27 protein-coding genes are annotated in these 25,269 nt (G+C 69.1%); 15 read left to right on the top strand and 12 right to left on the bottom strand.

Annotated features, from left to right (window positions below):
• Positions 1 to 3 precede the first annotated feature (3 nt).
• Entirely contained in the window at positions 4 to 447 is a 444-nt protein-coding gene (locus tag ACWEO7_RS28870) for a hypothetical protein (protein WP_452427845.1), read from the top strand.
• On the top strand, positions 444 to 1,988 hold the full coding sequence (locus tag ACWEO7_RS28865) for an FHA domain-containing protein (protein WP_452427843.1): 1,545 nt from the start codon (positions 444 to 446) through the stop codon (positions 1,986 to 1,988). Before ACWEO7_RS28870 ends, ACWEO7_RS28865 begins: the two co-directional genes overlap by 4 nt.
• Positions 1,989 to 2,004: 16 nt before the next feature.
• On the opposite strand, the gene ACWEO7_RS28860 is transcribed toward ACWEO7_RS28865, so the two are convergent.
• Entirely contained in the window at positions 2,005 to 2,859 is an 855-nt protein-coding gene (locus ACWEO7_RS28860; protein WP_452427841.1) for a class I SAM-dependent methyltransferase, read from the bottom strand.
• A 74-nt stretch (positions 2,860 to 2,933) separates the two neighbouring features.
• Positions 2,934 to 3,779 (bottom strand): LysR family transcriptional regulator, encoded by an 846-nt coding sequence (locus ACWEO7_RS28855; RefSeq protein WP_452427839.1) that lies wholly within the window; start codon positions 3,777 to 3,779, stop codon positions 2,934 to 2,936.
• Between ACWEO7_RS28855 and ACWEO7_RS28850 the strand changes: the two genes are divergently transcribed.
• The 5 genes from ACWEO7_RS28850 to ACWEO7_RS28830 are packed head-to-tail and all read left to right on the top strand — an operon-like array spanning position 3,750 to position 8,825.
• The gene (locus ACWEO7_RS28850) at positions 3,750 to 5,396 is read left to right on the top strand and encodes a form I ribulose bisphosphate carboxylase large subunit (protein WP_452427837.1); all 1,647 of its coding nucleotides are present in this window, start codon (positions 3,750 to 3,752) and stop codon (positions 5,394 to 5,396) included. The genes ACWEO7_RS28855 and ACWEO7_RS28850 overlap by 30 nt on opposite strands.
• Before the next feature lie 21 nt (positions 5,397 to 5,417).
• On the top strand, positions 5,418 to 5,840 hold the full coding sequence (locus ACWEO7_RS28845) for a ribulose bisphosphate carboxylase small subunit (RefSeq protein ID WP_450016979.1): 423 nt from the start codon (positions 5,418 to 5,420) through the stop codon (positions 5,838 to 5,840).
• The gene (locus tag ACWEO7_RS28840; RefSeq protein ID WP_452427835.1) at positions 5,830 to 6,834 is read left to right on the top strand and encodes an AAA family ATPase; all 1,005 of its coding nucleotides are present in this window, start codon (positions 5,830 to 5,832) and stop codon (positions 6,832 to 6,834) included. Before ACWEO7_RS28845 ends, ACWEO7_RS28840 begins: the two co-directional genes overlap by 11 nt.
• 24 nt (positions 6,835 to 6,858) lie before the next feature.
• Entirely contained in the window at positions 6,859 to 7,935 is a 1,077-nt protein-coding gene (locus ACWEO7_RS28835; protein WP_452427834.1) for a class 1 fructose-bisphosphatase, read from the top strand.
• Between the two features lie 11 nt (positions 7,936 to 7,946).
• The gene (locus tag ACWEO7_RS28830) at positions 7,947 to 8,825 is read left to right on the top strand and encodes a phosphoribulokinase (protein ID WP_450016985.1); all 879 of its coding nucleotides are present in this window, start codon (positions 7,947 to 7,949) and stop codon (positions 8,823 to 8,825) included.
• A gap of 7 nt (positions 8,826 to 8,832) precedes the next feature.
• Here ACWEO7_RS28830 and dinB read toward each other — a convergent pair whose 3' ends face one another.
• Positions 8,833 to 10,074 (bottom strand): DNA polymerase IV, encoded by a 1,242-nt coding sequence (gene dinB, locus ACWEO7_RS28825; protein WP_452427832.1) that lies wholly within the window; start codon positions 10,072 to 10,074, stop codon positions 8,833 to 8,835.
• A 129-nt stretch (positions 10,075 to 10,203) separates the two neighbouring features.
• Here dinB and ACWEO7_RS28820 point away from each other — a divergent pair, with 129 nt between their 5' ends.
• The 3 genes from ACWEO7_RS28820 to ACWEO7_RS28810 are packed head-to-tail and all read left to right on the top strand — an operon-like array spanning position 10,204 to position 12,659.
• Entirely contained in the window at positions 10,204 to 10,584 is a 381-nt protein-coding gene (locus tag ACWEO7_RS28820; RefSeq protein WP_043691105.1) for a BlaI/MecI/CopY family transcriptional regulator, read from the top strand.
• Positions 10,581 to 11,531, top strand: coding sequence for a M56 family metallopeptidase (locus ACWEO7_RS28815; protein WP_452427830.1), 951 nt, complete (start codon positions 10,581 to 10,583; stop codon positions 11,529 to 11,531). The genes ACWEO7_RS28820 and ACWEO7_RS28815 overlap by 4 nt, the downstream gene beginning before the upstream one ends.
• A gap of 18 nt (positions 11,532 to 11,549) precedes the next feature.
• Positions 11,550 to 12,659 (top strand): winged helix DNA-binding domain-containing protein, encoded by a 1,110-nt coding sequence (locus ACWEO7_RS28810; RefSeq protein ID WP_452427828.1) that lies wholly within the window; start codon positions 11,550 to 11,552, stop codon positions 12,657 to 12,659.
• A 349-nt stretch (positions 12,660 to 13,008) separates the two neighbouring features.
• Here the strand turns inward: ACWEO7_RS28810 and ACWEO7_RS28805 are convergent, their stop codons facing one another.
• Together ACWEO7_RS28805 and ACWEO7_RS28800 are read right to left on the bottom strand one after the other, a co-directional pair.
• Complete coding sequence (locus ACWEO7_RS28805; protein WP_452427826.1) at positions 13,009 to 14,436, bottom strand: MFS transporter; 1,428 nt, start codon at positions 14,434 to 14,436, stop codon at positions 13,009 to 13,011.
• Between the two features lie 12 nt (positions 14,437 to 14,448).
• Positions 14,449 to 15,249 carry a thioesterase family protein gene (locus ACWEO7_RS28800; RefSeq protein WP_452427824.1) on the bottom strand — a complete coding sequence of 267 codons (801 nt, stop codon included), beginning with the start codon at positions 15,247 to 15,249 and terminating at the stop codon, positions 14,449 to 14,451.
• Between the two features lie 54 nt (positions 15,250 to 15,303).
• Here ACWEO7_RS28800 and ACWEO7_RS28795 point away from each other — a divergent pair, with 54 nt between their 5' ends.
• The 3 genes from ACWEO7_RS28795 to ACWEO7_RS28785 are packed head-to-tail and all read left to right on the top strand — an operon-like array spanning position 15,304 to position 16,773.
• Positions 15,304 to 15,777 carry a winged helix-turn-helix transcriptional regulator gene (locus tag ACWEO7_RS28795; protein ID WP_452427871.1) on the top strand — a complete coding sequence of 158 codons (474 nt, stop codon included), beginning with the start codon at positions 15,304 to 15,306 and terminating at the stop codon, positions 15,775 to 15,777.
• Positions 15,778 to 15,829: 52 nt separating this feature from the next.
• The gene (locus tag ACWEO7_RS28790; RefSeq protein ID WP_452427822.1) at positions 15,830 to 16,243 is read left to right on the top strand and encodes an NUDIX hydrolase; all 414 of its coding nucleotides are present in this window, start codon (positions 15,830 to 15,832) and stop codon (positions 16,241 to 16,243) included.
• 32 nt (positions 16,244 to 16,275) lie between these two features.
• Complete coding sequence (locus ACWEO7_RS28785; RefSeq protein WP_452427820.1) at positions 16,276 to 16,773, top strand: hypothetical protein; 498 nt, start codon at positions 16,276 to 16,278, stop codon at positions 16,771 to 16,773.
• A 62-nt stretch (positions 16,774 to 16,835) separates the two neighbouring features.
• Here ACWEO7_RS28785 and ACWEO7_RS28780 read toward each other — a convergent pair whose 3' ends face one another.
• From ACWEO7_RS28780 to ACWEO7_RS28765, 4 genes are read right to left on the bottom strand one after another with little or no spacing between them, the layout of a single operon-like run.
• Entirely contained in the window at positions 16,836 to 17,435 is a 600-nt protein-coding gene (locus tag ACWEO7_RS28780; protein ID WP_450017001.1) for a GTP-binding protein, read from the bottom strand.
• Entirely contained in the window at positions 17,416 to 17,790 is a 375-nt protein-coding gene (locus ACWEO7_RS28775; RefSeq protein ID WP_355073960.1) for a DUF742 domain-containing protein, read from the bottom strand. Before ACWEO7_RS28775 ends, ACWEO7_RS28780 begins: the two co-directional genes overlap by 20 nt.
• Before the next feature lie 8 nt (positions 17,791 to 17,798).
• Positions 17,799 to 18,212, bottom strand: coding sequence for a roadblock/LC7 domain-containing protein (locus ACWEO7_RS28770; RefSeq protein WP_452427818.1), 414 nt, complete (start codon positions 18,210 to 18,212; stop codon positions 17,799 to 17,801).
• 2 nt (positions 18,213 to 18,214) lie between these two features.
• Positions 18,215 to 20,557, bottom strand: a complete 2,343-nt coding sequence (locus ACWEO7_RS28765) for a nitrate- and nitrite sensing domain-containing protein (protein ID WP_452427816.1) — start codon at positions 20,555 to 20,557, stop codon at positions 18,215 to 18,217.
• A 276-nt stretch (positions 20,558 to 20,833) separates the two neighbouring features.
• Between ACWEO7_RS28765 and ACWEO7_RS28760 the strand changes: the two genes are divergently transcribed.
• Positions 20,834 to 22,387: a succinic semialdehyde dehydrogenase gene (locus tag ACWEO7_RS28760; protein ID WP_452427814.1), complete on the top strand. Its 1,554-nt coding sequence runs from the start codon at positions 20,834 to 20,836 to the stop codon at positions 22,385 to 22,387.
• A gap of 68 nt (positions 22,388 to 22,455) precedes the next feature.
• On the opposite strand, the gene ACWEO7_RS28755 is transcribed toward ACWEO7_RS28760, so the two are convergent.
• Together ACWEO7_RS28755 and ACWEO7_RS28750 are read right to left on the bottom strand one after the other, a co-directional pair.
• Positions 22,456 to 22,935: a DUF779 domain-containing protein gene (locus tag ACWEO7_RS28755; RefSeq protein WP_450017008.1), complete on the bottom strand. Its 480-nt coding sequence runs from the start codon at positions 22,933 to 22,935 to the stop codon at positions 22,456 to 22,458.
• Between the two features lie 71 nt (positions 22,936 to 23,006).
• A complete protein-coding gene (locus tag ACWEO7_RS28750) occupies positions 23,007 to 24,221 on the bottom strand; it encodes a transcriptional regulator (RefSeq protein WP_452427812.1) in 1,215 nt (404 codons plus the stop codon).
• A 113-nt stretch (positions 24,222 to 24,334) separates the two neighbouring features.
• Here ACWEO7_RS28750 and ACWEO7_RS28745 point away from each other — a divergent pair, with 113 nt between their 5' ends.
• Positions 24,335 to 24,757: an MmcQ/YjbR family DNA-binding protein gene (locus tag ACWEO7_RS28745; RefSeq protein ID WP_452427810.1), complete on the top strand. Its 423-nt coding sequence runs from the start codon at positions 24,335 to 24,337 to the stop codon at positions 24,755 to 24,757.
• Positions 24,758 to 24,761: 4 nt separating this feature from the next.
• Here the strand turns inward: ACWEO7_RS28745 and ACWEO7_RS28740 are convergent, their stop codons facing one another.
• A complete protein-coding gene (locus ACWEO7_RS28740) occupies positions 24,762 to 25,085 on the bottom strand; it encodes a hypothetical protein (protein WP_355073951.1) in 324 nt (107 codons plus the stop codon).
• Between the last annotated feature and the right edge of the window lie 184 nt (positions 25,086 to 25,269).

Raw genomic sequence — 25,269 nt, 5'->3', positions numbered from 1 at the left:
GCGATGCTTCCTACCTTGAACGGGCGAATCCAGACCCGTCTGCTCGCGCTGAGCGTGATCGGCTTCGCTGTCGCGCTGTTCATCACCCCGCTCCTGCCGACCGGCGCGTTGAGCACCGGTCAGGCGTACCGGGTGACGTTGTCGGTGCTGCTGGCGACCGTTCTGGTCGGTGTGCTCTGGGAACTGCTCTACCACCTGCTCCAACAGTTCCGCTGGGAGAAGGACTGGCCGACCCTGTTCGGTCTGGTCACCATCCTCAACGAGGGGGCGCTGATCTGGGTGCTCGTGCGCTACACCACGGTGGTGCTGCCCGAGCATCTGCGTCCGTCGCTCGCTGCCTTCCTCATCCAGTTCGTCGTCACATGGATCGCCTTCTGGCTCATCGTGAACGGGCCGATGCGGGTGGTCTTCCATCGGTGGCGCTTCCAAGGCGGTCGGTTCCTGTGAGCGCGCAGATCGAGGTGTTGCCCGGCGCCCACCTGGTGGCGAGCGCGAATGGCGCAGTCGTGGTCGTCGCGCACCGGGCCGACGGGCTCCTCACGGCGGACACGGTCGCTGCCCGCACGATGACGGCGCTGCTGGACATCGTGCGCGAAGCCGTCGCGCGCGACCGGCGCCGCAGCGGTCGCGCGGTGGCGCGACTGGCCACGACCTGGCTGATGGGCCTGTCCAACGGCGAGGAAGACGAAGTCGAATTCGGGGTGATCACGCCGGTGGACCAAGGTCTCGCGGTGTTCCTGCACGGTGGGGTCACCGCGGTGCTCGCCGGCCCGGGCCACACGGAGGTGCTGCGCGGCCGGGACGCCGGATTCACCGTCGACCGCATGGTGACGCCCGCACCCGACAGCGGCGCCGGGTTGTTCGTGGACGAGGCGGGCTGGACCGCGGAATCGCTACCGGGGCGGGGAATTCTGTCGCTGGATGCGGGCACCGCGCCGGGGTCCGGCGCGGTGCTGTGGTCGGGCGCGATCGGTGATGAGCCGGACAACCACGGTGACGCCGAGTCCCCGCGGCGACCGCACGCCGGATCCGCGCCGCCATCTCCCGTCGAGCCCCGGCCGGAGCCGCCGCACGTCGCGCCACGACCGGCGGCCGAACCGCATCGCGTCGAGGATGGTCCGCCGATGCCGGATCAGATGCCACAACCGAGTCTCACCGCCGGACCGCAGGCGATGCCGCAACCACACCGCCCGGGTGGGCAGGCGGGTTCCGAGGCGTCCGAAGCGCAACCACGGCGGGCGCCGAGCCTGCGGAAGGGCCAGGACTCCGGCGATGCCGCGACGGAAGTCGATCTCCAAGCGGCGGCGCGGCGGGCCACGCCACGCGAAGGCGTGACGCCGCCGGCGGCGCAGCCCTTACCACCGGCGCCGGACCAGAGCCCGGCGCGGCCCGCGCACCGCACCGATCGGGATCACGCGATCGCCAACGACGCGAATCTCGCCGAGACGATGGTTCCCTCGGCCGGAGTCGTCGCCGACGCGCTCGGGTCGACCGGCTCGAACGCGCTGGGACATCGCGTGATCGTGCCGGGTTTCCAATGCGCCCGGCATCATCACAACGATCCTCGGGTGTCGTTCTGCGCGGTCTGCGGGATCCGGATGGATCAGCTCACCTGCGTGCTCAGCGAAGGGGTGCGCCCACCGCTCGGTGTGCTGCTACTGGACGACGGCACGTCGTTCGTCCTGGACAGCGACTGCGTTCTCGGCCGCGAACCGGAGCATTCGGACGCGGTAGCGCGTGGTGCGCGCCCGGTGCGGCTGGAGGACAGCTCGGGCGGAATGTCGCGGGCGCACGCGGAGATCCGCCTCGTCGACTGGGATGTCACGGTCGTGGACGGCGGTTCCACCAACGGCACCCACATCCGTCATCCCGGACGCCAGGACTGGGTCCGAGCGGTCCCCGGCCAGCCGGTCGCCCTCACACCCGGAGCCCAGATCCAACTGGGCGGCCGCGTGCTCACCTTCGACTCCCAGCACGGCCAGCTGTAGTCGCGGGCGGCGTCGCTCAGGTGTGGCGGAAACGGATGATGCCCGACCAGGGGGTGCGCATGGGTTTGCGGGGGTCGGGCTGGGGGAGATAGGTGAAGGGACGTAGGTACCAAGGCGCGCGGTGGAATTTGCGGGCGTGCAGCAGCAGGCTTTCCAGTTCGATCGGCCGCCAGCCGAGGTCTTCGAAGAAGCGGACGCCGTTGGCGGGTTCGAACTGCATCGGCGCGTTGGCGAAGGTGTCGCCGGAGCGCATCTTGCGCATGCCCAGGCTCAGGTCCAGCAGCCACCAGGCGATTTCGGGGCGGGCCAGTGCGGTCGCGAGGTCGGTGACCGTCGGCGGGTCGAGGTACATCAGCAGCCCCTCGGTGAGTACCAGGGCCTTGGACGCGCCGGTGGCGTTCGGGCCGATCGCGCCGAGCGCCTCGTCGAGGAACTTCACCCGCGCCTCGGGGTCGGCGAGGTCGACCGCGCGGCGGATGAGCACGCAGTGCGGCGTCTCGCCGGCGAGGGCGCTGTCCTTCTCGGCGACGATCTCGGGCAGGTCGGCTTCGATCCAGAGCAACTCGTCGGGCAGGTCGAGCCGATAGGGGCGGGTGTCCAGACCGGCGGCGAGGTTGAGGACGCGGTCGCAGCCCTCGCCGATCGCTGTGGCTATGAGGTCATCGATCAGTTTGGTCCGCGTGACGATCGGCCACCCGTCGCGCATCACCGGAGGCGCGTTGTCGGCGATGGCGTGGCCGCGTTCGCCGGCCAGCCGGTCGGCGAGCGGATCGCGGAACAGCGCGTCCGGGCGCGTCGTCTCGCGTGCGCGGTAGGCCGCGACCCAGCGCGCGGTGTCCGAGACGTTGGACGGAACATCCCCTCGGGTCATGCGAGTGAGTCTGTCATATCCGTCCAGTCGGTTTCCGTGGCGGCTGTGGCGCCGGTCCGCGCAGGTCGCGGGCCTCAATGCGGGTGGAAGGCGTCGGAGCCGACCTCCGCGGGGTCGAGCAGATGGGCGAGGAACAGGCGGGTGGTCGGGGTCGGTGTGCGGGTGGTGATGGCATGCCAGGGACGATCCAGCGGGGTGCCCTCGACCGGGAGGACGCGCAGCGCGCCGTTCTCCAGGTCCTGGGAGATGGCATCGCTGTGGATCAGCGTCACCCCCAGTGCTTCTCGCGCGGCGGCGAGAACGGCGCCGTGGGAGCCGAGAGTGAGCACCGGCGGTTCGATCCGGAGTTGGTCGAGCAAGGCGAGGGTGGCCTCGCGGGTGCCGGAGCCGCGCCCGCGCAGCAGCCAGGTGGCGCGCAGCGGATCGAGTTCCGGCAGGCCGACCACGACCAGGCGGCTGGGCCGCCGGGCGCGCACCACCAGCCCGGTGTCGCGTGGCGGTCGGCCTGCGATGACGAGATCCGTTTCGTGGTGCTGCAATTCGAGGAACAGCGCGTCGCGCGGATGCACCGACAGGCTCAGTTCGATGTCGGGGAACCGGCGGCGGAACGACGCGAGCGGCCGCAGCAGGACGTACTCGCCCGCGGTGGCGACCACGCCGATCCGCAGTCGCCCGGTCTCGGCGCGGCGCACGGCCGCCTGCGCCTCCTTCATCAACCCGAGGATGCCGCGGCAGTACTCGGCGTAGACGCGCCCGGCCTCGGTGAGCGCGATGCCGCGCCCGGACTTCGCGATGAGCTTTGCCCCCAGCTGTTTCTCGATGTGCGCGACGGCCGCGGAGACCGCGGCCTCGGTGATGTGCAACTGCGCCGCGGCGCGGCGGATGCTGCCGTGGCGGGCGACGGCCAGGAAGGTTTCCATCCGAGCCGCGCTCACCATACCCACCGGAGAACGGTAACAAACTCAACGAATATGTTGAGTATCGCGAGAAACAATCAAATTGTTTGTCGGTATCCGGCCCGTCATCCTGGAAATCCCAAGGCACGCCCGTTCACCCGGGTGCGGGTGTCCCGCAGTGGCACAGCAGGAGGAACGATGGCCGAAGAAACCGAACGCGACCGCTGGGATCCGGGTGTCCAATCCTATGCGTCGATGGGGTATTACGCGCCCGACTACCAGCCGTCGGATACCGACGTGCTCGCCGTGTTCCGGGTGACTCCGCAGCGCGGTGTCGATCCGATCGAGGCGGCCGCCGCGGTGGCGGGTGAATCCTCCACGGCGACCTGGACGGTGGTGTGGACCGACCGGCTCACCGCCCACTCGCGCTACCAGGCGAAGTGTTACCGCATCGACGAGGTCCCCGGGCGGCCGGGGGAGTACTTCGCCTATATCGCTTACGATCTCGACTTGTTCGAGGAGGGATCGATCACCAACCTGACCTCCTCGATCATCGGCAACGTGTTCGGGTTCAAGCCGCTGCTGGCGCTGCGGCTGGAGGACATGCGCATTCCGGTGGCGTACGTGAAGACGTTCCAAGGGCCGCCGCACGGCACGGTGATGGAACGCGAATATCTCAACAAATACGGCAGGCCGCTGCTCGGCGCGACGGTGAAACCGAAACTCGGGCTATCCGCCCGCAATTATGGACGCGTCATCTACGAGGCATGCAAAGGCGGCCTGGATTTCACCAAGGACGACGAGAACATCAACTCGCAGCCGTTCATGCGCTGGCGCGACCGGTACCTGTTCGCGATGGAAGGCGTCAACCGCGCGATGGCGGAGACCGGCGAAATCAAAGGCCATTACCTGAATGTGACCGCGGCGTCGATGGAGCAGATGTACGAGCGCGCGGAGTTCGCCAAGGAACTCGGCAGCGTCGTCATCATGATGGACCTCACCGTCGGCTTCACCGCGATGCAGTCGATGTCGCATTGGGCGCGCCGCAACGGGGTGCTGCTGCATCTGCATCGCGCGGGGCATTCCACCTACACCCGGCAGAAGACGCACGGCGTCAGCTTCCGGGTGCTGGCCAAGTGGTGCAGGCTGATCGGCGTCGACCATCTGCACGCGGGCACCGTGGTCGGGAAACTGGAGGGCGACCCGGCGACGACCAAGGGGTTCTACGACACGTTGCGGGAGAACCACATCCGGACCGAGCCGGCCAACGGGATCTTCTTCGACCAGTACTGGGCGAGCCTGCCCGGTGTGATGCCGGTGGCTTCCGGCGGCATCCATGCCGGGCAGATGCATCAACTGCTCGACCTGTTCGGTGACGACGTGGTGCTGCAGTTCGGCGGCGGCACGATCGGGCATCCGCTCGGCATCGCCGCGGGCGCGGAGGCGAACCGGGTCGCGCTGGAGGCGGTCGTGCAGGCCCGCAACGAAGGCCGCGACCTGTTGAAGGAAGGCCCCGATGTGCTCAGGAAGGCGGCCGAGATCTGCCGTCCGCTCGATGTCGCGCTGGCGACCTGGGGCGATGTCACCTTCGACTACACCTCCACCGACGCGCCGGACGCTGTGCCGACGGCCAGCCGCTGACCATCCAGGAAGGACGAGCCGATGTATCTGAGGCACGGAACATTCTGCTACCTGCCGCCGCTGACCGACGAGCAGATCGCCGCCCAAGTGCGCTACGCGTTGCTCAACAGCTGGCCGGTGTCCATCGAGTACACCGACGATCCGCACCCACGTAATGCCTATTGGGAGATGTGGGGGCTGCCGCTGTTCGACTTGGACGAGCCCGACGGCGTGCTGGCCGAGATCGACGCGTGCCGGGCGACTTTCCCCCGGCACTATGTGCGGGTGCTAGCCTACGACGCCCGCTACACCAGGCAGACGACGGCGTTGAGTTTCCTGGTGCAACGACCGCCCGATGAGCCGGGTTTCGTGCTCACCCGCACCGAGGGGCCCGACCGGATGCAGACATACGGCCTGCATTCGTATGCCACGACCGTCCGGCCGGGAGAGCGGTATGGCGGCTGAGCGCAACGGCTCCGGATTCCGTTTGCACCGGCCGGGGACCGATGTCCCCGGCGCGGTGCGGACGGCGTCCGCCGATCCGGAAGAGCCGGAAATCCTGGCCGAGGACGCGGTGCTGGACTTGTCGAGCGACATCGCGGGTCACGACGTCGAGGAAACGTTGCGCAGGCTGGACGCGGAGTTGATCGGGCTGGCTCCGGTGAAGCGGCGGGTCCGCGAGATCGCGGCGCTGCTGTTGATCGACCGCGCCCGGCAGCGTTTCGGGCTGACTTCCTCGCGGCCGACCATGCACATGAGCTTCACCGGCGGTCCCGGCACGGGCAAGACCACGGTGGCATTGCGGATGGCGCAGATGCTGCACGCCCTGGGCTACATCCGCAAACCCAAGGTGCACACGGTCACCCGCGACGATCTCGTGGGTCAGTTCATCGGGCACACCGCACCGAAAACCAAAGAGGCGCTGGCCAAGGCGGCGGGCGGGGTGCTGTTCATCGACGAGGCCTACTACCTGTTCCGGCCGGAGAACGAACGCGACTACGGGCAGGAGGTGATCGAGATCCTGTTGCAGGAGATGGAGAACGAACGTGCCAGTCTGGTGGTGATCTTCGCGGGCTACCCCGACCGGATGGACCGCTTCTTCTCCGCCAATCCGGGCCTGTCCTCGCGGGTGGCTCATCACCTGGAGTTCGCCGACTACACGCACGCGGAGCTGCTGGGAATCGCCGAGCTCATGGTGGCGGCGGAGAACTTCCACTTCGACGACGCGGCGCGGACCGCTTTCGGGGAGTACCTGGAACACCGGATGGCCCGCCCGCGCTTCTCCAACGCGCGCAGCGTCCGCAACGCGCTCGACCGTTGCCGGTTGCGGCAGGCCAAGCGTCTCGTGGAACTGCGCAGACCGCTGACCAAGACCGATTTGATCACGCTGACCGACCGGGATGTCTACGGCAGCAGCGTGTTCACCGACCCCGAGCCCGCAGGCGAGCCGACCGTGTGACCCCGGTGACGAGATCGAGGCGTTATGCCAGAAGGACTGAAGACCCTCACCCGCTACACCATCGAACAGGAGCATCGGCATCCCGGATCGTCCGGTGAGTTCTCCGCCCTGGTGAACGTGATCGCGACCGCGACGAAGATCGTCGCCAATCAGGTCACCAGGGGCGCGATCGTCGGCTCGATCGGTGCGTCCGAGCCGGACAATCTGCCGCCGACGGTGCATCGCAAACTGGACGCGATCACCAACGACATCATGGTCGCCGAAACTCAATGGACCGGGCACCTTGCGGCGTTGCTGTCCGAACAGATCAGCGAGATCCATCCGGTGCCCGCCACCCATCGGCGCGGGAAGTACCTGCTGGCCTTCGATCCCCTGGACGGTTCGTCGAACATCGACGTCAACCTGCCGGTGGGCACCATCTTCAGCGTGCTGCGCGCGCCCGCGCAGGGCCCTGGCCCTGCGGCGGCCGACTTCCTGCAGCCCGGCGTCGAGCAGGTGTGCGCGGGGTTCACCCTGTACGGGCCCGCGACCATGCTGGTGCTGACGACCGGCAGCGGGGTCGACGGGTTCACCCTGGACCGGGAGATCGGCGCGTTCGTGCTGACCCACCCGCGGATGCGCATTCCCGACGACACCTCCGGATTCGCGATCAACGCGGCCAATGAGCGGTTCTGGGAACGACCGGTGCGCCGCTACGTGCACGAGTGCCTCGACGGCGTCGACGGTCCCCGCGAGCGCGATTTCAATATGCGCTGGGTGGCATCCCTGGTCGCCGACACCTTTCACATCCTGAACCGGGGCGGGGTGTACCTGTACCCCCGCGACACCCGCCCGCCCACGCGTCCGGGAAGGGTGGCGTTGCTCTACGGCGCCAATCCGATCGCGTTCATCGTCGAACAGGCCGGGGGTTCCGCGACCACCGGCAGCGAGCGAGTGCTGGAAGTGACGCCCGGGGACGTCCATCAGCGGGTGCCGCTGATCTTCGGCTCCCGCAACGAAGTCGAGCGCATCGAGCGGTATCACCGCGAACCGGACGAGGGCCCCAGCTTCGACAGCTCGCTGTTCGGCAGGCGGTCGCTGTTTCGTCCGGCCCAGCGCTGAAGAGGAGAACCATGTCGGTCAAGCACCCGGTCGTCGCCATCACCGGGTCCTCCGGGGCGGGGACCTCCAGCGTGACGCGGACCTTCCAGGAGATCTTCCGCCGCGAAGAGATCAACGCGGTCATCGTCGAGGGCGACGCGTTCCACCGTTACGACCGCAACGAGATGAAACTGGCCATGGCCGAGGCGGAGCAGAGCCGCAATCTGCGGTTCTCGCATTTCGGGGAGGAGGCCAACCTGCTGAAGGAACTGGAGACGCTGTTTCGCGATTACGGCGAGACCGGGGTCGGAACGGTGCGCCGGTACCTGCACGACGAAGCCGAGGCCAAGCCCTACGGCCAGCCGCCGGGCACCTTCACGCCGTGGGAGGAGTTGACGCCGGGCAGCGACCTGCTGTTCTACGAGGGCCTGCACGGCGCGGCGGTCACCTCGACCGTGGATGTGGCGCGATACACCGATCTGCTGGTCGGCGTCGTGCCGATCATCAATCTGGAGTGGATTCAGAAGGTGATCCGGGACAAGACCGAGCGCGGGTACTCCAGCGAGGCCGTGATCGATACGATCCTGCGGCGGATGCCGGACTACGTCACCTACATCTGCCCGCAGTTTTCCCGCACCTACGTCAACTTCCAGCGGGTGCCGACCGTGGACACGTCCAATCCGTTCATCGCGCGCACCATTCCGACGGCGGACGAGAGTTTCGTGGTGATCCGGTTCGCCGACCCGAAGGTGATCGACTTCCCCTATCTGCTGTCGATGCTGCACGACTCGTTCATGTCGCGGACGAATTGCATCGTAGTGCCCGGCGGGAAGATGGAGCTGGCCATGCAGCTGATCTTCACGCCGCTGATTCTGCGGTTGATGGACAAGCGGCCGAAACGCTCGTACTGAGGCGTGGCTAGTCGGGGAGAAGAGGAACCGAGAGGCCCTCGCCGCGGTTGAGGAGGGCGGCGCGGGTGACGGCGGCGGAGCCGAAGCGCTTGCGCAAGTCGTCGAGGGTGGCGTCGAGGCTGCTGGTGGCACGGGCTTCGAAGGGCAGGGTGAGCTGGACGGAGTCGGCGTCGTCGAGGTTGGTCAGCGCGAGACCGATCAGGGTGAGGCCGCGTTCCTGAATGAGCGGCATCGCCCCGGCGAGCAGGGTGCGGGCCGCGCTCAGGATCGTCTCGGTGTGGTCGGTGGCCCCGGCGAGAGTATGCGAGCGGGTGGCCCGGGTGAAATCGTCGAAACGCAGGCGTAGCACCACGGTTCGGCACACCCGGTCGGCGGTGCGTAGGCGACGGCCGAGCCGATCGGTGAGCCCGTGCAGATAGGCCTCGATCTCGTCCGGCGGCCGGTGCTTGCGGCCGAGGGCACGCTGGGCGCCGATCGAGCGCCGTCGCCGGCCGGTCTCGACCCGGCGCGGGTCACGCGCCCAGGACAAGGCGTAGAGATGGCGTGCCGCGGCGGGTCCGAGGATCGCCCGCAGCGGGCGCTCGCCCAGCTCGGCCAGTTGGCCCACCCGGGTGATGCCGTGCTCGTGCAACGTGCGCGCGGTGACATCGCCTACGCCCCAGAGCCTTTCGACCGGCAGCGGATGCAGGAAGTCCAGTTCGCCGTCCGGCGGCACCAGCCGTAATCCGTCGGGTTTGGCGACGGCGCTGGCCACCTTGGCGAGGAACTTGGTGCGAGCGATGCCCACCGAGATGGGCAGGCCGACCCGGTCGCGGACCTCCGCACGCAGCCGCGTCGCGATGGCGACGGGCTCGCCCGCGATCCGGCGCAGTCCGCCGACGTCGAGAAAGGCCTCGTCGATCGAGATGCCCTCGACCACGGGTGTGGTGTCGCGGAAGATCTCGAAGACGGCTCTGCTCGCCTCGGCGTAGGCGGACATGCGCGGCGGCACCACGATCGCGTGCGGGCACAACCGGCGCGCCTGTCCGCCGTTCATCGGGGTGCGCACTCCGAACGCCTTCGCTTCGTAGCTGGCCGCCAGGACGACGCCGCCGCCGACGATCACCGGTTTGCCGCGCAGCCACGGGTCGTCCCGCTGCTCGACCGAGGCATAGAAGGAGTCGAGGTCGGCATGCAGGATCGATGCCTCCGGCCGCGCGAGAATCCGGGGCCTGCCGGATCGGGAGACGGGCGCGTCGGACACGAACATATGTTCGCATACGCCCCCGACAGGGTGCGGTCGGAGCGGACGGATCTACTGGTTGCCTCCGTAGTAACCCACCCGGACCGGTAACCTGTTCCCACGACGGGGTACAGCTCGGATGAGGGAGTCGGTACGGTGCGTGGATTCGGGGATCTGGAGGCGGTGATCATGGACCGCATCTGGGATCAGGACGCAGAGGACACAACGGTGCGTGAGATCTTCGACGAACTGTCGGCTCAGCGCGACATCGCGTATACGACGGTGATGTCGACCATGGACAACCTGCATCGCAAGGGCTGGCTGGCGCGTGAACGCGCGGGCAAGGCCTATCGCTATTGGCCGACGCTCACCAGGGAGGAACACAGCGCCCGGCTCATGCTGGAGGCGCTGGGTTCGGGCGGACGCTCGGATCTGGTACTCAGCCATTTCGTCGATCGGATCAGCGCCGAGGAGTCGGCGGGGCTGCGTGCCGCGCTACGCAGACTCGCGGCGCGTAAGTCACCAGAAGTGCCGTGAGCCTGGCCCTGGCTCTGACGTTGTACGGCGGCGTCGTGGCGACCTTCGGTCCGCCCGTGCTGCGCAGACTGACCCATCGCGGGATCGCGCCGCGGCTGGGTGTGATCGCCTGGGTTGTCGCGATCATCGGTGCGCTGAGCGCATGGGGGGTCGCGGCGGCGGTGCTGACCGTCGAGTTCGCCACCTACTGGGGACATCCGAAGGACGCGTTGCACGCGTGCGCCTCGTTCCTATGGGCTCCGGTGGATGCGCACGGCGCCGCAGCGGGCCGTGCGGCCACGTTCGCGGTGGCGGCACTGGTGTCCACCGGAACCGTCGCGCTGGTGGCGCGCGCCGTGGGAGTCGTGCTGGACATGCGCAGGCGCACCAGCGTCCACGCGCGGGCGGTCCGTCTGGTCGGCAGGCCGGTGCCGGGAATCGGGGCGGTCGTGCTCGACTCACCGGAGCGGCAGGTGTATTGCGTGCCGGGACGACCCGACACCATCGTGGTCACCACCGCCGCGCTGGCGGCGCTGGACGAGGATCAACTCGCGGCGGTACTCGCGCACGAACGCGCGCATCTGTCCGGCAGGCACGCGGCGTTGACGGCGGTGCTGCGCGCGGTGGCCACCACACTGCCCGGCCTGCGGTTGTTCACCGGGGGCGCGGCCGAGATCGCCCGCCTGCTGGAGATGTGCGCCGACGACAAGGCCGCCGACGAGCACGGTTCGCTGCCGCTGCTGGGCGGGCTGCTGGCGATCGTCGGCATCGTCGAGCCCGCGCCGCCGGGTGCGCTGGCCGCGGCGGGCACGGCGGTACTGGTCCGCGCCGAACGGCTGGCCGATCCGGTCGGCGCGATTCGGCGCGCCACCACCCGCACCGCTTTGCTCGGCGTGATCGCGATGACGGTCGCCGGGTCGGCGCTGGCTGCCGCGCTGGTCGCCTGCGCGGGCACGATGCTGAGCTGAGCAGTAGAAGGAGCGCGAATGCGGGCCACCTGGGATCAGGTTTTCGCCTGGCGGCTGGACCGGCACCATGTCGTGTCCCGGACCGACGAAGGTGCGGTAGCGGTGGCCGGGCGTCTGTGCGGTGTCCAGGCTCAGGTCACCTCAGCGGCCGAACTGGCGGTCGCACTGCGCAGCACGAAGCCGGAATCCGGCGCGCTGGTGCGCGCGCTCGACGACGGCGCGCTGATGAAGACCTGGGCGATGCGTGGCACGCTGCACGCGCTGCCTTCGGAACAGGCCGCCGCCGTTCTCGCGCTCATCGGTTCCGCGCGCACGTGGGAGAAACCCTCGTGGCAGAAGAACTTCGGCGCTTCGCCCACGGAGGTGGCGGCACTGACCGAGGCGGTCGCGCAGGTACTCGACGCCGCGGTGCTCACCCGGGAGGAGTTGGTCGAAGCCCTGGTGTCCGCACCGGAATTCCATCGGCTGGGGGAGGAACTGCGATCCGGTTGGGGTGCGCTGCTCAAACCGCTGGCCTGGCAGGGCGTGCTGTGTCACGGCCCGGCACGAGGCACCAAAGTGACGTTCACCAGTCCCGCGCACCTGGTGCGCGACTGGCCCGGCCTGCCCGATCTCGACGCCGCGGCCCGGGTGGCGATCCTCGGCTATCTCGGCGCCTACGGCCCGGCGACGCCGGAGACCTTCGACGCCTGGCTCAGCCGCAACAGTCTGCGCAAGACCACGGTGCGCCGTTGGTTCGCCGATTTGGGCGAGCTGATCACCGAAATCGACGTGGAGGGCCGCCGCGCCTTCCTGCCGACCGACCAGGTCGACGCACTGGCCGCCGCCGCGCCGAGCGCCATGGTGCACCTGCTCGGCGCCTTCGATCAATACGTGCTGGGACCGGGCACCGGTGACACCGTGCTGCTGCCTGCCGCACACCGTGCGAAGGTGAGCCGCACCGCGGGCTGGATCTCACCGATCGTCGTGGTGGGTGGGCGCATCGCGGGTGTCTGGGAGCTCGCCGAGGACGCCGTCGAGATCACCATGTTCGACGGTGCGCCGTTGCCTGCGCGGGGCCTGGAAGCGGCCCTCGCCCACGTGGCGCTGGCGGCCGGGCGCGAGAGCCTCACGGTGCGAGTCGCGTAGCGTTGCCATGCTGTGCCACAGGGTGTTCCAGGCTGTCGAGGATGCCCTGCCAACCGAAACGGGCTACTGGTGCCGATTCCGCCGCTCGTGGTGCGGCGGTTTCAGCCCCAGCCGCTGAACTGCCCGTCGCGTGGGACCCTGGTCGGCGTCCGGTGCTGTTCGGACGTCGACCAGGGATCGACCAGGTGTGCGGCCGACGAATCGGCCGATGACAGCCACTACGGACAGCGCCGCGATGGATCCGGAAAGTGCGGCCGCGGATCGCCGGGCAATGGGCGGCGCGACCCGCGCTGTCGAATCGGCGCTGCCGAGCGGAGTGTCACGCACGGGCCGGGGGCGTGGATCCGGATCAGACGACGGCCGACTGGATAGCCGAATCTGGTTGTGACACAGTGGGTTTCGGCATACGCGCGGCCGCGCCGATCAGGCCCGCGAGGACCGCGACCACGGCCGTCGCGTACCACCCGTGCCGGAACGCGTCGAGTGTCGCCTCCGGGCTTGTGGGTGAGCCGAGCACCGCGACCAGGCCCGCGACGCCGACGGCGAGACCGAGCTGGCGCGCCATGCTCAGCACGGCCGATCCGGTGGCGAACCGCTGCGGCGGCAGTCCGCCGGTGCCCGCGGCGAAGGCGGTCGGCAGGGTGAGGCCGACGCCGATGCCGCTGACCACCATGCCGCCGAGCAGGCCACCGACATAGTCGGGCGTCAAGGTGATCGCCCGCGCCCACCACAGCATGCCCGCGCCGAACACGATCCCGCCCGCGGCGATGACCGGCCCGGCCCCGATCCGGCCGATCAGCCGTCCCGCCAGGGCGGCGACCACCGGCACCATCAGCGGGCCGGGCGCGATGGCCAGTCCGGTGCGCAACGCCGACCAATCCCAGACGTTCTGCGCCCACAGCACCACCGACAGCAGCATCGCGCCGAAGGCCACGTTGAACAACACCGCGTTGCCGGTCATCCAGGCGAAGTTGGGCGCGCGCAGCAGCGCCGGATCCACCACCGGGCTGTGGTGCCGGGCCGAGGAGACGACGAACGCCACCGTCAGGGTCGCCGCCAGCGCGAACGCGACCAGCACCCGCCCCGACGACCAGCCCCAGTCCTCGCCCTTGACCAGCGCGAGCACCAGGCTCGCGATCGCGCCGACCAATAGCGCCGCACCCAGCAGGTCGGGCAACCGCCCGCCGTCGCCCTCGGGATCGGGCAGCGTCCGCAGTCCGACCACCACGGCGGCAAGACCGATCGGCACATTCACCAGAAATACCCAGCGCCAGCCGAATTCGACGATAAGGCCGCCGAGGACCGGGCCGAGCGCCGCGCCGAGCCCGCCGAAGGCGACCCACAGCCGCACGGCGGCGGCGCGGCGCGATGGCGGGCTGGCCGCGAGCACCAAGCCGAGCGAGGCGGGCGTCAGCAGCGCGCCGCCGACGGCCTGGAGCACGCGGAACAGCACCAGCGACCCGACGTCCCAGGCGGTGGCGCACAGTGCCGAGCCGACGACGAAGACCACCAGCCCGAGCAGGAAGGTGGTCCGGATGCTGCGACGGTCGCCCAGTCGTCCCGCCGGGACCAGCAGCGCGGCGAACACGATCGCGTAGGCGTTGAGCACCCAGGACAGTCCCGAGATCTGCGCTCCGCCGAGGTCGGCGGCCATGTCCGGCAGGGCGACGTTGACGATGAACAGGTCCAGGCTCGACAGCAGGACGCCGAGGGAGACGACGGCGAGCACGACCCGGAAGTCGGTGGCCCGGTTGGGCGGCGTGGACGGAGAATGCACGATCGTCTCCGTTCAGCCGAGCACGCGGCGGGTCTGGCGGGCCGAGGCGAGCAGCAGGCCGCTTCGATCCCAGATCGCGGTGTCGTCCACCGACCAGCCGCCGCCGGTCGAGGCGTTCACCGTACGCACCAGCACCGGCGAGCCCTCGGTCGGCACGTCGTGCAGATGCATCGACAACGCCACGGTGGGAATCGCGACGGGCGCGCGCAGTGTGGGAAAGACGGCGGGCGGCAGGGCATCGGCGAGGATCGCGAGGGCCGCGGCATCGGTGGGCAACTCAGGGACGAGTTCGATCCACGCGCACATCATCGGTTCGTCCGCACCGGTCAGCGGCAGCGGCCCGGCTGCGGGACGGATGTCGAAATGAGCTGCCGCCGGCACGATTTCGGGCGGGAGGGCGAAGTGCGCACAGGAATCGGGATCGGGCACTCGCGGCGCGGGCGCGCCGGCGTAATACGCGACGCCCGACGCCACGGCGCGACCGAGCGTGACGGACGCCCCCGCGACCGGGCTGCCGTCCTGGTCGGCGCCCACCTCGACCACGACGGTGCTGCGGCCGACGGCGCGTTCGATCGCATGGAAGGTGAGCACTTCGTGGGTGGGGCGGCCCAGGAACCGGAGGTCCACGGCCCGCACCGGCAGCGGTTCCGCGGCGGCCGCGCGAGCCACCTCGATCAGCAGTGCCGCGATCACGCCGCCGTGCGGGCCGGTCCAGCCGCGCCAGGACCGGTCGACGCGCGCCTGCCACCCGGCGGCGCCGGTCTCGGTGAGCGCGAACTCCTCGGCGAGTGTCCGCTTAGTGAGTTGTTTCATGCAACGCACCATAAGGGAGTGAGTTCTATGAAGCAACCGACTATGCTGGCGGATATGCGCAGGACGAGCTTCGAGGACATGAACTGCTCGCTGGCCCAGTGCCTCGAGGTGGTCGGAGAGTGGTGGACGCTGTTGATCGTGCGCGACGCTCTGTTCGGCGTGACGCGCTTCGACGACTTCCGCGCCCGTCTCGGCATCGCCCGCAACGTGCTCACCCAGCGTCTCGAGCATCTGATCGAGCACGGGGTACTGACCAGAGAGCCCTACCAGGACAATCCGGTTCGCTACGACTACCGGCTCACCCCGAAAGGCCGTTCGCTGTGGCTTGTCGTCACCGCGATGCGTCAGTGGGGCGACGAATGGGCTGCCCCGGACGGCCCGCCGGTGCAGACCGTACACACCACGTGCGGGAACCTCGCGACCGTCGAACCGGTGTGCTCCGAGTGCGGTGAGCACATCGCCCCACGCGACCTGTGTCCCGTTCTCGGCCCCGGCGCCAAGGATTCCTCCCTCCTGCCTTCGCGCTGAGGCGGGTGCGGCCGGTTCCGCGTTCACCGCCGCGCGGCGATAGGCTGCGGCGGTGGCGGACGGGCGAGTGCGGCAACTGATCGACACGGTGGCGTGGGTGCGCATCGAGGAGGGACGCATTCTCTGCGCCAGACCGCGTGGCAAAGGCGTCTTCTACATCCCGGGCGGCAAGCGCGAGGGCGCCGAAACCGACCTGCAGACACTGCTCCGCGAGATCGAGGAGGAACTCACCGTCGCCCTGCTGCCGGAGACCGCCGCGCATGTCGGCACCTACGAGGCGGTGCACGGCCCGACGGACGGCGCGCTGGTGCGGATGAGTTGCTACACCGCGGATTATCGTGGAACGCTGGCCGCCAGCAGCGAGATCGAAGAGGTCGCGTGGTTCTCCTATGCCGACCGCGCCCTCGTCCCCCTGGTCGATCAGTTGCTGTTCGACGATCTCGTGCACGCGGGCCTGCTGCGGTGAATCGCGGGCAGAACAGCGCTACCGTCGGCGATATGTCCTGGTTTCGGCCGCTTCTGCGCTACGCAGCCTACGCACTGCGCGCCCTGCCCTCGGCTGCGCGGCGAATTCCCACCCGACTGCGCGTGCCGCGGCGAATGCTCGGCGAATCCGTTCTGCCGCATAAATTCTCGGCTCTCCGGTCGGTGTCGCACTCGGTGCTCAGTGGCGGGGTGGGCCTGGTGACGTGGTTCCTGGCGTTCCTCGCGGCCCTGGGCGCGTTCCGCGGAGTCTGCTATCCGCTCGTCGCGAGCGATGATCTCGAGGATTCCTGGGGCGGCCCGACATTGGCGGGGGCGTGGGCGGTGCACGCGGCGCTCGGTGTCGGGTTGCTGCCGGTGTGGTTGTTGGCCCTGGCTGGGCTCGGCGCGTTCCAATTGCGGCTGACCCGCGGTTTGCTCGGCCGGAACGGGCCGCGATGGCCCGCTCCGGCGGCGGTCGTGCTCGTCGCCGGTGGCGCGCTGCTGTTCGTCGCCTGGCTGCGGCAGGTGTGAGCCCCGAACTCTCGGGGTTTCAGTCGCCGAGGGAGTGCACCGCGTGTGAACACGCGGCGCGATCAGGTGGTGGCGTGTGCGCGCTGTGCCCGCTGGATCAGATGCTCGACGAGGGTGAGCAGGACGTCTTTGCAAGAGCTGCGGTCGCGGGCGTCGCAGAGCATGACGGGGGTGACCGTGTCGAGGTCGAGGGCGTCACGCACCTCGTCGATGGTGTATCGCGGTGCGCCGTCGAAGCAGTTGACGCCCACCATGAACGGCAGACCACGCCGCTCGAAGAAATCCACGGCGGCGAAGGAGTTGCCCAGTCTGCGGGTGTCGGCCAGCACGACCGCGCCGAGCGCGCCGCGCGCGAGTTCGTCCCACAGGAACCAGAACCGGTCCTGGCCGGGCGTGCCGAACAGGTAGAGCACCAGGTCACGGTCGATGGTGAGCCTGCCGAAGTCCAAGGCGACCGTGGTCGTGGACTTCTGCTCGACGCCCGACAGATCGTCGATGCCGGTGCTCACCTCGGTGATCAGTTCCTCGGTGCGCAGTGGCGGGACTTCGCTGATCGCGTAGACCATCGTGGTCTTGCCGACGCCGAACCCGCCGGCGATGAGGATCTTGACCGAGGCGGCCAGTTGCGGTGTGCCGCTCGGGTCAAAGTTTTCGGATTCCATCCAGTACCGCTCGCAATATGTTGAGGTCATCGGGTCCGGCCTCCGTCGGAACGGGAGCACGGAAGATCAATTGCCCGTCGCCGATCAGGTCACCGACGAGGATCTTCGTCACCGCCAGCGGCAAACGCAACTGTGCGGAGAGTTCGGCGACGGTCTGCGAGACCCGGGACAGCCGAAGGATTTCGGCGTACTCGGGTTCACTGCGTCGCAGTGCGGACGCGGAGGTGTCCGCGACCACGGTGGTGAGCATATCCAGCTCGGGTCCGGCGCCGCTGGTGCGCCCGCGCGTGAGCGCGTAGGGACGCACCAGCGGACCGGCCGCCTCGTCGAACCAGGGCTCACGCGGATTGGTCATGGCGGTGGCTATTCGACATGTCCGACGAGGTCTTGGCGCGCAGTTGTGGACAGGTAGTTGCCTACGCGCTGGACGGTCAGGTTCATCTCGTAGGCCACCATGCCGAGATTGGCCGATTCGGCGGCCTGCAGTGCCAGGCAGGCGTTGTCGCCCGCGGAGGTCACGAACAGCACCGCGCGGTCTAGTTCGATGACCGCCTGGCGCACCCCGCCGCCGTCGAATCGGTTGCCCGCGCTGCGCGCCAGCCCGTAGAGCGCCGAGGACATCGCGCCGAAGTGTTCGGCGTCCTCGCGGTTCATTCCGCTGGAGCGGCCCAGTAGCAGCCCGTCGGTGGACAGCACCACCGCGTGGCGCACGCCGGCCAGCCGATCGACGAGATCGTCGAGCAGCCAATTGAGATCACCTGCGGGAGAAGCGGACACACCTAGCCTTCCTGTTCGTCGGAGACGGCAGCGCGACGGCCCTGCCTGGTCCCGTTCTCGATGGCGGACATCAGGTCACGGGCTTGCTCGGCGGAGCGGGGTGGCTGCGCGGGTGCGGCCTGCTCCTGGACCGGCTGCGCCAATTGCGGTGCGAGGTTGGTCTGTCGGCTCCGGCGGGGCAACGCCGGACGGCCGTCCGGACCCGCTTGCGTCGGCGCCTCGGTGTACGGGCGCGGTCCGTAGCGCGGGGGTGCGGCGGGTTCGGCGGAAAGGGTCGCCACCGGCGATGCCGCCTGCGCGAACGTCCCGGTGTCCGCCGCGACCGCGGCACCGGCGACGAGTTTGCGTCGGCTGCCGGGATCGGTGAGTTCCGCCGGTGTCTGCGGTGCGACGGGGTCCGTCGCGATCAGCGCGGTCGGAATGAGCACGATGGCCTTGATACCGCCGTAGTCGGAGTCCGACAGCCGCACCGCGATGCCGTGGCGCGTAGCCAGCTGCGCGACCACGAACAGCCCGAGCCGGGAGTCCGCCGAGAGCGCCGCCACGCCGAAATCCGGCGGGTTGCGCAGCATCTCGTTCATCTTGGTCAGCTCGGCTTCGGACATGCCCATGCCCTGGTCGCCGATCTCGACCACCACGCCCTTGCCGACCACGTTGCCGGTCACCTCGACCCGCGACTGCGGCGGGGAGAAGGAGGTCGCGTTGTCCACCAGCTCCGCGAGCAGGTGGATGAGGTCGGCGACCACCGTGCCGAGCACACGAACCTCGGGCAACCGCGCCACCCGGACCCGCGCGTAGTCGAGGGTCTCACCGACAGCACTGCGCACCAGATCGACCAGCGGCACGGGATTGCGCCACTGCCTGCCCGGCTTGCCGCCGCCGAGGATGGTGAGGTTCTCGGCGTTGCGCCGCTCCCTGGTCGCGAGATGATCGAGGCGGAACAAGGTGTCGAGCAGTATCGGGTCCTCCTGCTGCTGCTCGGCTTCGTCGAGGATCTCCAGTTGCCGGTGCACGACGATCTGGCTGCGGTGCGCGATCTTCAAGAACACCGCTTTGACACCTTCCCTGGTACGAGATTCGGCTACCGCCGCGGAGACGGCCGCGGAATGCGCGTGCTGGAAAGCCTTGGCCACCTGGCCGATCTCGTCGCTGCCGTAGTCCAGATTCGGGGATTCGGCCGCGGGATCGACGGTCTCTCCGTCGCGCAGCCTGCGCATCATCTCCGGCAGCCGCTCGTCGGCCAGGGCCAGCGTTTGACCACGCAGCCGCTTCAACCGGCGGATGACCCGATTGGCGATCACCACGGCGATGAGGAACGCCAGCACGCTGACCACCAGCACGCCGCCGCCCGCGAACGCGGATCTGGTCGCCGCCGCGGCCGCCTTGTCCTCCGCGAGTTTCTGCGATGCCCGGTTGTGCGCGGTCCAGGCATCCATCAGGCCGCGGTTGACCTCGGCGGCGGCGCTGTGCCATTCCTGCGTGTTCAGTGGCAGCGGCGGCGGACTCGATGAACGCGTACCGCTGCCGGATGTGCTCGAGCCGGTCGGCGCGGGCGCAGTCACGGCGCGCTGGGCGATGGCGTTCTCCATCGCGGTGAGCTGCTGCCAGGCCGGGCTTGCGGTCAGCGTCTGCAGTTGGTGCTGTTCGGCGCCCTGCAGTTCCGCGCTGAGCGCGGCGATCTCGGTGTGGTAGAAGCCGACCTGACGGACGTACTCCTCGGCGGGAATGGCCGGTGGCGCGGTGGCGCCGTCGACGTACATGCCGCCGAGCGCGTTGCTGCGCGCCATTGCCTCGTTAGCGTTGAACAGGCGCATGCCGGTGGCAATCCGCACGCCGATCTCGGTGTACGGGGCGGTCTGCTCGGCGACTTTGGTGCCGACGGAGATCACGTCGAGCAGGCGGTTGAAGAACATGTACGCGTCCGAGGGCGGCAGCGCCGCGGCGTCGACGCCGGAACGCACGGCGGTCATGTTCTGCGTGAGGGTGGTGAAGTTGGCGACGTTGTCGCCGAGCTTGGAGTCGTCGATGCCGCGGAGGCCCTCGGAGTCCTGGACCAAGCCGCGCAGCGCACCGTCCAGCCGCATCCGCGCGGCGCCGAGCGGGACTGCCGCCGTGGGGTCGCCGCTCAGCTGCGCGAGGGTCAAGTAGCGTTCCTGCTGAACCGCTTCCATCAATTCCCTGGTGGAGGGGATGGCCTTCTGGTTCTCGGCGGCCCAGTCCTTGGCCTTGGTTCCTTCCGCGACCAGATAGCTCGCAGCGCCCACGCCGACGACAAGCAGAGTCAGGCTCGGAATGAGCGCGATCGCCAGAATCCGGGTGCGGACCCCGAGCCTCGCTCTGAACATCGGCACAACGTAATCCACGAACCCGGCGATCCGGGCGTCCTGTCCCGGTGAGCGGGACTGGATTTGACCTGACACGCTTCCGCGTGATCGGGCGGCGATCTACCGAAAATTATTGCCGGAGCGCATAACTGGGAGGCAATGGCGACCGGCGCGGTTCACCTGCGCGGCCGGCCGGGGCCCGATCCGCCCGAAATCCTCCCGTGGCCGGTTCATGGCACCCCCGGACGCGGCGTAGATTGTCCGTATCCCTCGGTTACTCACAAGTAGGAGGCAACGATGCCCGCGCCGGAAGCCGATATATTCGACCGCCTCAGCGCGCTGGCCGCGATCGAGGCGCCCGCAGATCGTCAGCGCAGGACGATCGCCGAGACCTTCACCGGGAAGCCGCTGGGCAGCGTGCCGGTCGGCACGGCGGCCGATGTCGCCGCCGCCTTCGACAAGGCGAGGGCCGCGCAGCGGAGCTGGGCGGCCAAGCCGGTGGCCGAACGCGCCGCCGTGCTGGACCGTTACCGCGCGCTGGTGGTTGAGCACCGTGAATTCCTGATGGACGTCGTGCAGGCCGAGACCGGCAAAGCGCGCTGGGCGGCCCAGGAAGAGATCATGGGCCTGATGTTCGCGGCCCGCTATTTCGCCAGGATCGCACCGAGCCTGCTGGGCGGCCACCGGGTACCGGGCGCCTTTCCCGTGCTCAACCGCGCCTCCGTGCGGTACCAGCCCAAAGGCGTGGTCGGCGTCATCGCTCCGTGGAACTACCCGTTGCTGCTGTCGATCGGCGATTCCATACCGGCGCTCATCGCGGGCAACGCGGTGGTGGTCAAACCCGACAGCCAGACTCCGTTCTCCACACTGGCCGGTGCGGAATTGCTCTACCGGGCCGGTCTGCCTCGGGAGCTGCTCGCGGTCGTCCCCGGGCCGGGCGGCGTCGTCGGCACCGCGATCGTCGAGGCCTGCGACTACTTGATGTTCACCGGGTCGTCGGCGACCGGCCGCACCCTGGCCGAACAGTGCGGCCGCAGGCTGATCGGCTTCTCCGCCGAACTCGGCGGGAAGAATCCGATGATCGTGGCCGCGGGCGCCGACCTGGACAAGGCCGCGCGGGCGGCCGTGCGCGCCTGCTTCTCCAACGCCGGGCAGTTGTGCATCTCGATCGAGCGGCTCTATGTCGAGCGTCAGGTCGCCGCGGCGTTCACCGAAAAATTCGTCGCCGCCACGAACGCCGCCAGACTCGGTGCGGCCTACGACTATTCGACCGACATCGGCAGCCTCATCTCCGAAGCGCAACTGGAGACGGTCTCCAAGCACGTCGCGGACGCAACCTCCAAGGGAGCGAAGGTCCTCACCGGCGGAAAGGCCCGCCCGGATCTGGGTCCGCTGTTCTTCGAGCCGACCGTCCTCGGCGAAGTCACCGACGAGATGGAATGCGGCCGCGACGAAACCTTCGGACCGCTGGTCTCGATCTATCCGGTCGACGATGTCGAGGAGGCCGTGCGCCTGGCCAATGACACCGCCTACGGTCTCAACGCCTCGGTGTGGGCGGGAAGCAAGTCCGAAGGCGAGCGGATCGCGGCGCGGCTGCACGCGGGCACGGTCTGTGTGGACGAGGGCTACGCGCCGGCATGGGGCACCACCGGGGCGCCGATGGGCGGTATGGGCATCTCCGGTGTGGGGCGCCGCCACGGGCCGGACGGCCTGCTCAAATTCACCGAGCCGCAGTCGATCGTGGTCACCCGTTTCATGAACCTCGACGCGCCGAAACTGTTCCCCAAGGGCAAGTGGCAGCCGTTCCTGATGACGGTGGCCCGGAGTCTGCGTTTCCTGCCCGGGCGCTGAGACACGACGTCCGTCCGGGTGGTCGTGCCCACCCGGACGGACGACCCGCCGGTTCGGTCGTGCAGGGGTCACGCCAACCGGTCGGCTCCGGTGCGCGGCGGCCCGCCCGCCGCCATCGCCGCTGCTTCTTCGTCGGTGAGCAGCCGTGATCTGATGACGAAACGCATGTCCTCGAGTGCGTCGGTGAGGCCGCCGCCGGGCTCGTCGGCCACGTCCACGGTGAGGTGGGCGTGCTTCAAGTGCTCGTATTGCTCCCCGCTGATCCACAATTCGGTGTGCCAGGGAAGGCTTCCCAGCAGAACGTCCTCGCCGCCGATCCGGGACTCCCGGATAGGCAGACAGCGCGGCGAGCCGCTGTCGTGGTGTCCGCCGGACTGGTGCAGCAGCACGGCCCCGTGCTGGTCGATCACGTGGCGCAGCACGGCCCTGGCGCGATCGGTGATGTCCACCCGATGCGTTCGGTGCGCCGCCGCACCGCGTGGACGACGGAGCCGGACGTCGGGTAGTCGGCGATGCCGGAGTCCGGCCCCCGGTCTGGTGTAGCTCATGATTCCTCGCAGATATCTCGGACCGACCCACTATGGTCCGCCGAGGTTGGTGCGAGGTTGGTGGGAAATTCTCAGTCGCGCAACGCGGTATGCAGCCGAGCCGCGACCAGGGCGCGGCGCACGTCGTCGGGCGGCAGCAACCGCAGCGCGTGCTCGTGCACCGCGATGTCACGGGGCACGCGTTCGCCGAACGCCACCGCGTGCTCGGCGCGGTCCCCGGCCAGCACGGCGGTGCGCACACCCACGTCGAGATGATCACGCCACTGCAGCACGGCGGGCGCTTCCGATCCGGGCAGCAGTGGCCCCCGGTACAGCCAGACCGCCGAGGTGGTGTCGCCCGCGGTGACGGCGGCGAGCAGGTCGACGGCGTCGCAGGACACCGGACCGGTGAGGGCATAACGGCGATTGCTGATCTCGCCGCCTATCGCGCGGCGCAGATGCGAGACGTCGGCTTTCAGCGTGCTGATGGAAACCGCGCGGTCGCCGTAGAGGGCGGCGTGCAATTGCTCCGGGGAGAAGCCGTCCGGCTGGAGCGCCAGCAGCGCGAGGATCTCCAATTGCCGAGGGGGCAGGGGCAGCGGCACGCCGTCGCGCACCAGTCGCGCGGCGCCGAGGCATTCCAGCCGGATTCCCGGCTCGGGCAGGGGCGCGGCCGTGCGCAACATCGTCTCCACCGCCGTCACCAGCGCGCGCACCGAGGTCCGCACCGCGGGATGGGAACGGTCCCAGGAACTGGACAGATCCAGCGCACCGACCTGCCTGCCGTCGGGGCCGTGGATCGGTGCGGAATAGCAGACCCAGCCGTGCAGGGCGGCGACCAAGTGCTCGGCGGAGAACACGGAGGCAGGGCGATCGGTGTGCAGGGCGAGGGCGACGCCGTTGGTGCCCATATGGCTTTCGTCCCAGCAGCCGCCGGGTGCGAGATTGACCTGCTCGGCCTGCCTGCGCAGGGTGCGGTCACCGCAGGACCACAGGACGGTGCCCGCGCTGTCGGTGACCACGGCCAGATAACCGGAGTCCTCGGTGACGGCGCGCAGTTCACCCGCCAGCGCCGTCACCGGATCGCGCAACGGGGAAGCGGCCCAGCGATCGCCGATGTCGTCCACTCCCGGTGCGCCGGTGGTGCCCGGATCGACCGTGTGCAACGACCGTCGCCAGGATTGCGCTACTTCTTTGCGCAGGACGGTGTTCCGTGGCGCCGGTGTCGCCCGCGGAGCCGTCGCCCAACGCTCCCATTCTCTTTCCAGTTGGACCCGCTGTTGCGTGAGGGTGCGGAACCGCGCCACGTGCAAGACCCATCGTCGTGTGAGCTCGTATTCGCACTCTCATTCTGGCGGACGCCGGTGACGGTGGCGAACTGTTCGAGCCCTACCGGCCGGTCACGCCATAAGCTGCTGGCATGGCGACCGGTACTCCACGTGCACGCCTCGCCGACGTGCACGCCGTGGCCTCGGGCATGCCCCATGTGACGCGCGTCGACGGACCGCGCGGCAACGCGATCTACCAGGTCGGGGGGAAATCGTTCGTGTTCTTCCGCAATCCACGTCCGGACGCGGTCGACCCGGCGACCGGCGAGCGCTATGCCGATGTGATCGTGATCTGGGTGCCGTCGGAGTCGGACAAACAGGCGCTGGTCCAGGACCCGGACTCGCCGTTCTTCACCACGCGGCATTTCGACGGGCATCCGTCGGTCCTGGTGCGCGCGGCGGACCTCGGCGAACTGAGCCGTCGGGAGCTCACCGAAGTCATCCAGGACGCCTGGCTGGCCCGGGCCTCGCGTAAGCGGGCGGCGGACTGGCTTGCCGCCCATCCGCCGCGCTGAGCGGTCACTTCCGGATGAAAATGCCTGCGACGTCGGCGTTCTTGATCGGTGTGTCGGCATTGGCCTGAGCGCCGCACAGCAAGTCGACCGAGACCATCGTCGCGTCCACCACGGTCCCCGCCGGCTCGCGGTCGTCCTTGCTCTGTTGCTTGACGAACTTGGTGATCGTCGTGCGCTTGGTGTCCTGGTCCTGCTTGATGTACTCGCTGCACGGGGTGTCGCCGCCGCGGTTGAGCGCGCGTTCGATGTCGGTGCAGCCCGCGAGCGCCATGGCGACCATCGCGATCCCGAGGCCGGTTCGGCCGGTCCGTGACAGCGTGGCGTTCATGGGACTCCTCCTGAGGCTCGGCGGCGCTGCCCGCCGCGATCGGACTCCAGACTAGAGCGCTCCCGGGCGTGTGTTCACCACGACAGGGGCTAGCTTGAGTTTTAACCTCTGAGCTGGGTTTTTATCCTGTTCGGCGGGGTCGTGGCCCGGGGGGTTTGGATGGCTTCTGGTTGCTGGGTGTTTT

Source organism: Nocardia sp. NPDC004260, assembly GCF_053603155.1.
Note: the sequence above shows the minus strand (reverse complement) of the source record. Positions and strands in the feature narration are given on the sequence as shown.

Excerpts from the sequence above, each read along its gene's own strand:
- ACWEO7_RS28870 (WP_452427845.1), top strand. The coding sequence starts at position 4 with ATGCTTCCTACCTTGAACGGGCGAATCCAGACCCGTCTGCTCGCGCTG.
- ACWEO7_RS28860 (WP_452427841.1), bottom strand. The coding sequence starts at position 2,859 with ATGACCCGAGGGGATGTTCCGTCCAACGTCTCGGACACCGCGCGCTGG.
- ACWEO7_RS28855 (WP_452427839.1), bottom strand. The coding sequence starts at position 3,779 with ATGGAAACCTTCCTGGCCGTCGCCCGCCACGGCAGCATCCGCCGCGCC.
- ACWEO7_RS28845 (WP_450016979.1), top strand. The coding sequence starts at position 5,418 with ATGTATCTGAGGCACGGAACATTCTGCTACCTGCCGCCGCTGACCGAC.
- ACWEO7_RS28840 (WP_452427835.1), top strand. The coding sequence starts at position 5,830 with ATGGCGGCTGAGCGCAACGGCTCCGGATTCCGTTTGCACCGGCCGGGG.
- ACWEO7_RS28835 (WP_452427834.1), top strand. The coding sequence starts at position 6,859 with ATGCCAGAAGGACTGAAGACCCTCACCCGCTACACCATCGAACAGGAG.
- ACWEO7_RS28830 (WP_450016985.1), top strand. The coding sequence starts at position 7,947 with ATGTCGGTCAAGCACCCGGTCGTCGCCATCACCGGGTCCTCCGGGGCG.
- dinB (WP_452427832.1), bottom strand. The coding sequence starts at position 10,074 with ATGTTCGTGTCCGACGCGCCCGTCTCCCGATCCGGCAGGCCCCGGATT.
- ACWEO7_RS28810 (WP_452427828.1), top strand. The coding sequence starts at position 11,550 with ATGCGGGCCACCTGGGATCAGGTTTTCGCCTGGCGGCTGGACCGGCAC.
- ACWEO7_RS28800 (WP_452427824.1), bottom strand. The coding sequence starts at position 15,249 with ATGAAACAACTCACTAAGCGGACACTCGCCGAGGAGTTCGCGCTCACC.
- ACWEO7_RS28795 (WP_452427871.1), top strand. The coding sequence starts at position 15,304 with ATGCGCAGGACGAGCTTCGAGGACATGAACTGCTCGCTGGCCCAGTGC.
- ACWEO7_RS28785 (WP_452427820.1), top strand. The coding sequence starts at position 16,276 with ATGTCCTGGTTTCGGCCGCTTCTGCGCTACGCAGCCTACGCACTGCGC.
- ACWEO7_RS28780 (WP_450017001.1), bottom strand. The coding sequence starts at position 17,435 with ATGGAATCCGAAAACTTTGACCCGAGCGGCACACCGCAACTGGCCGCC.
- ACWEO7_RS28775 (WP_355073960.1), bottom strand. The coding sequence starts at position 17,790 with ATGACCAATCCGCGTGAGCCCTGGTTCGACGAGGCGGCCGGTCCGCTG.
- ACWEO7_RS28765 (WP_452427816.1), bottom strand. The coding sequence starts at position 20,557 with ATGTTCAGAGCGAGGCTCGGGGTCCGCACCCGGATTCTGGCGATCGCG.
- ACWEO7_RS28760 (WP_452427814.1), top strand. The coding sequence starts at position 20,834 with ATGCCCGCGCCGGAAGCCGATATATTCGACCGCCTCAGCGCGCTGGCC.
- ACWEO7_RS28755 (WP_450017008.1), bottom strand. The coding sequence starts at position 22,935 with ATGAGCTACACCAGACCGGGGGCCGGACTCCGGCATCGCCGACTACCC.
- ACWEO7_RS28745 (WP_452427810.1), top strand. The coding sequence starts at position 24,335 with ATGGCGACCGGTACTCCACGTGCACGCCTCGCCGACGTGCACGCCGTG.
- ACWEO7_RS28740 (WP_355073951.1), bottom strand. The coding sequence starts at position 25,085 with ATGAACGCCACGCTGTCACGGACCGGCCGAACCGGCCTCGGGATCGCG.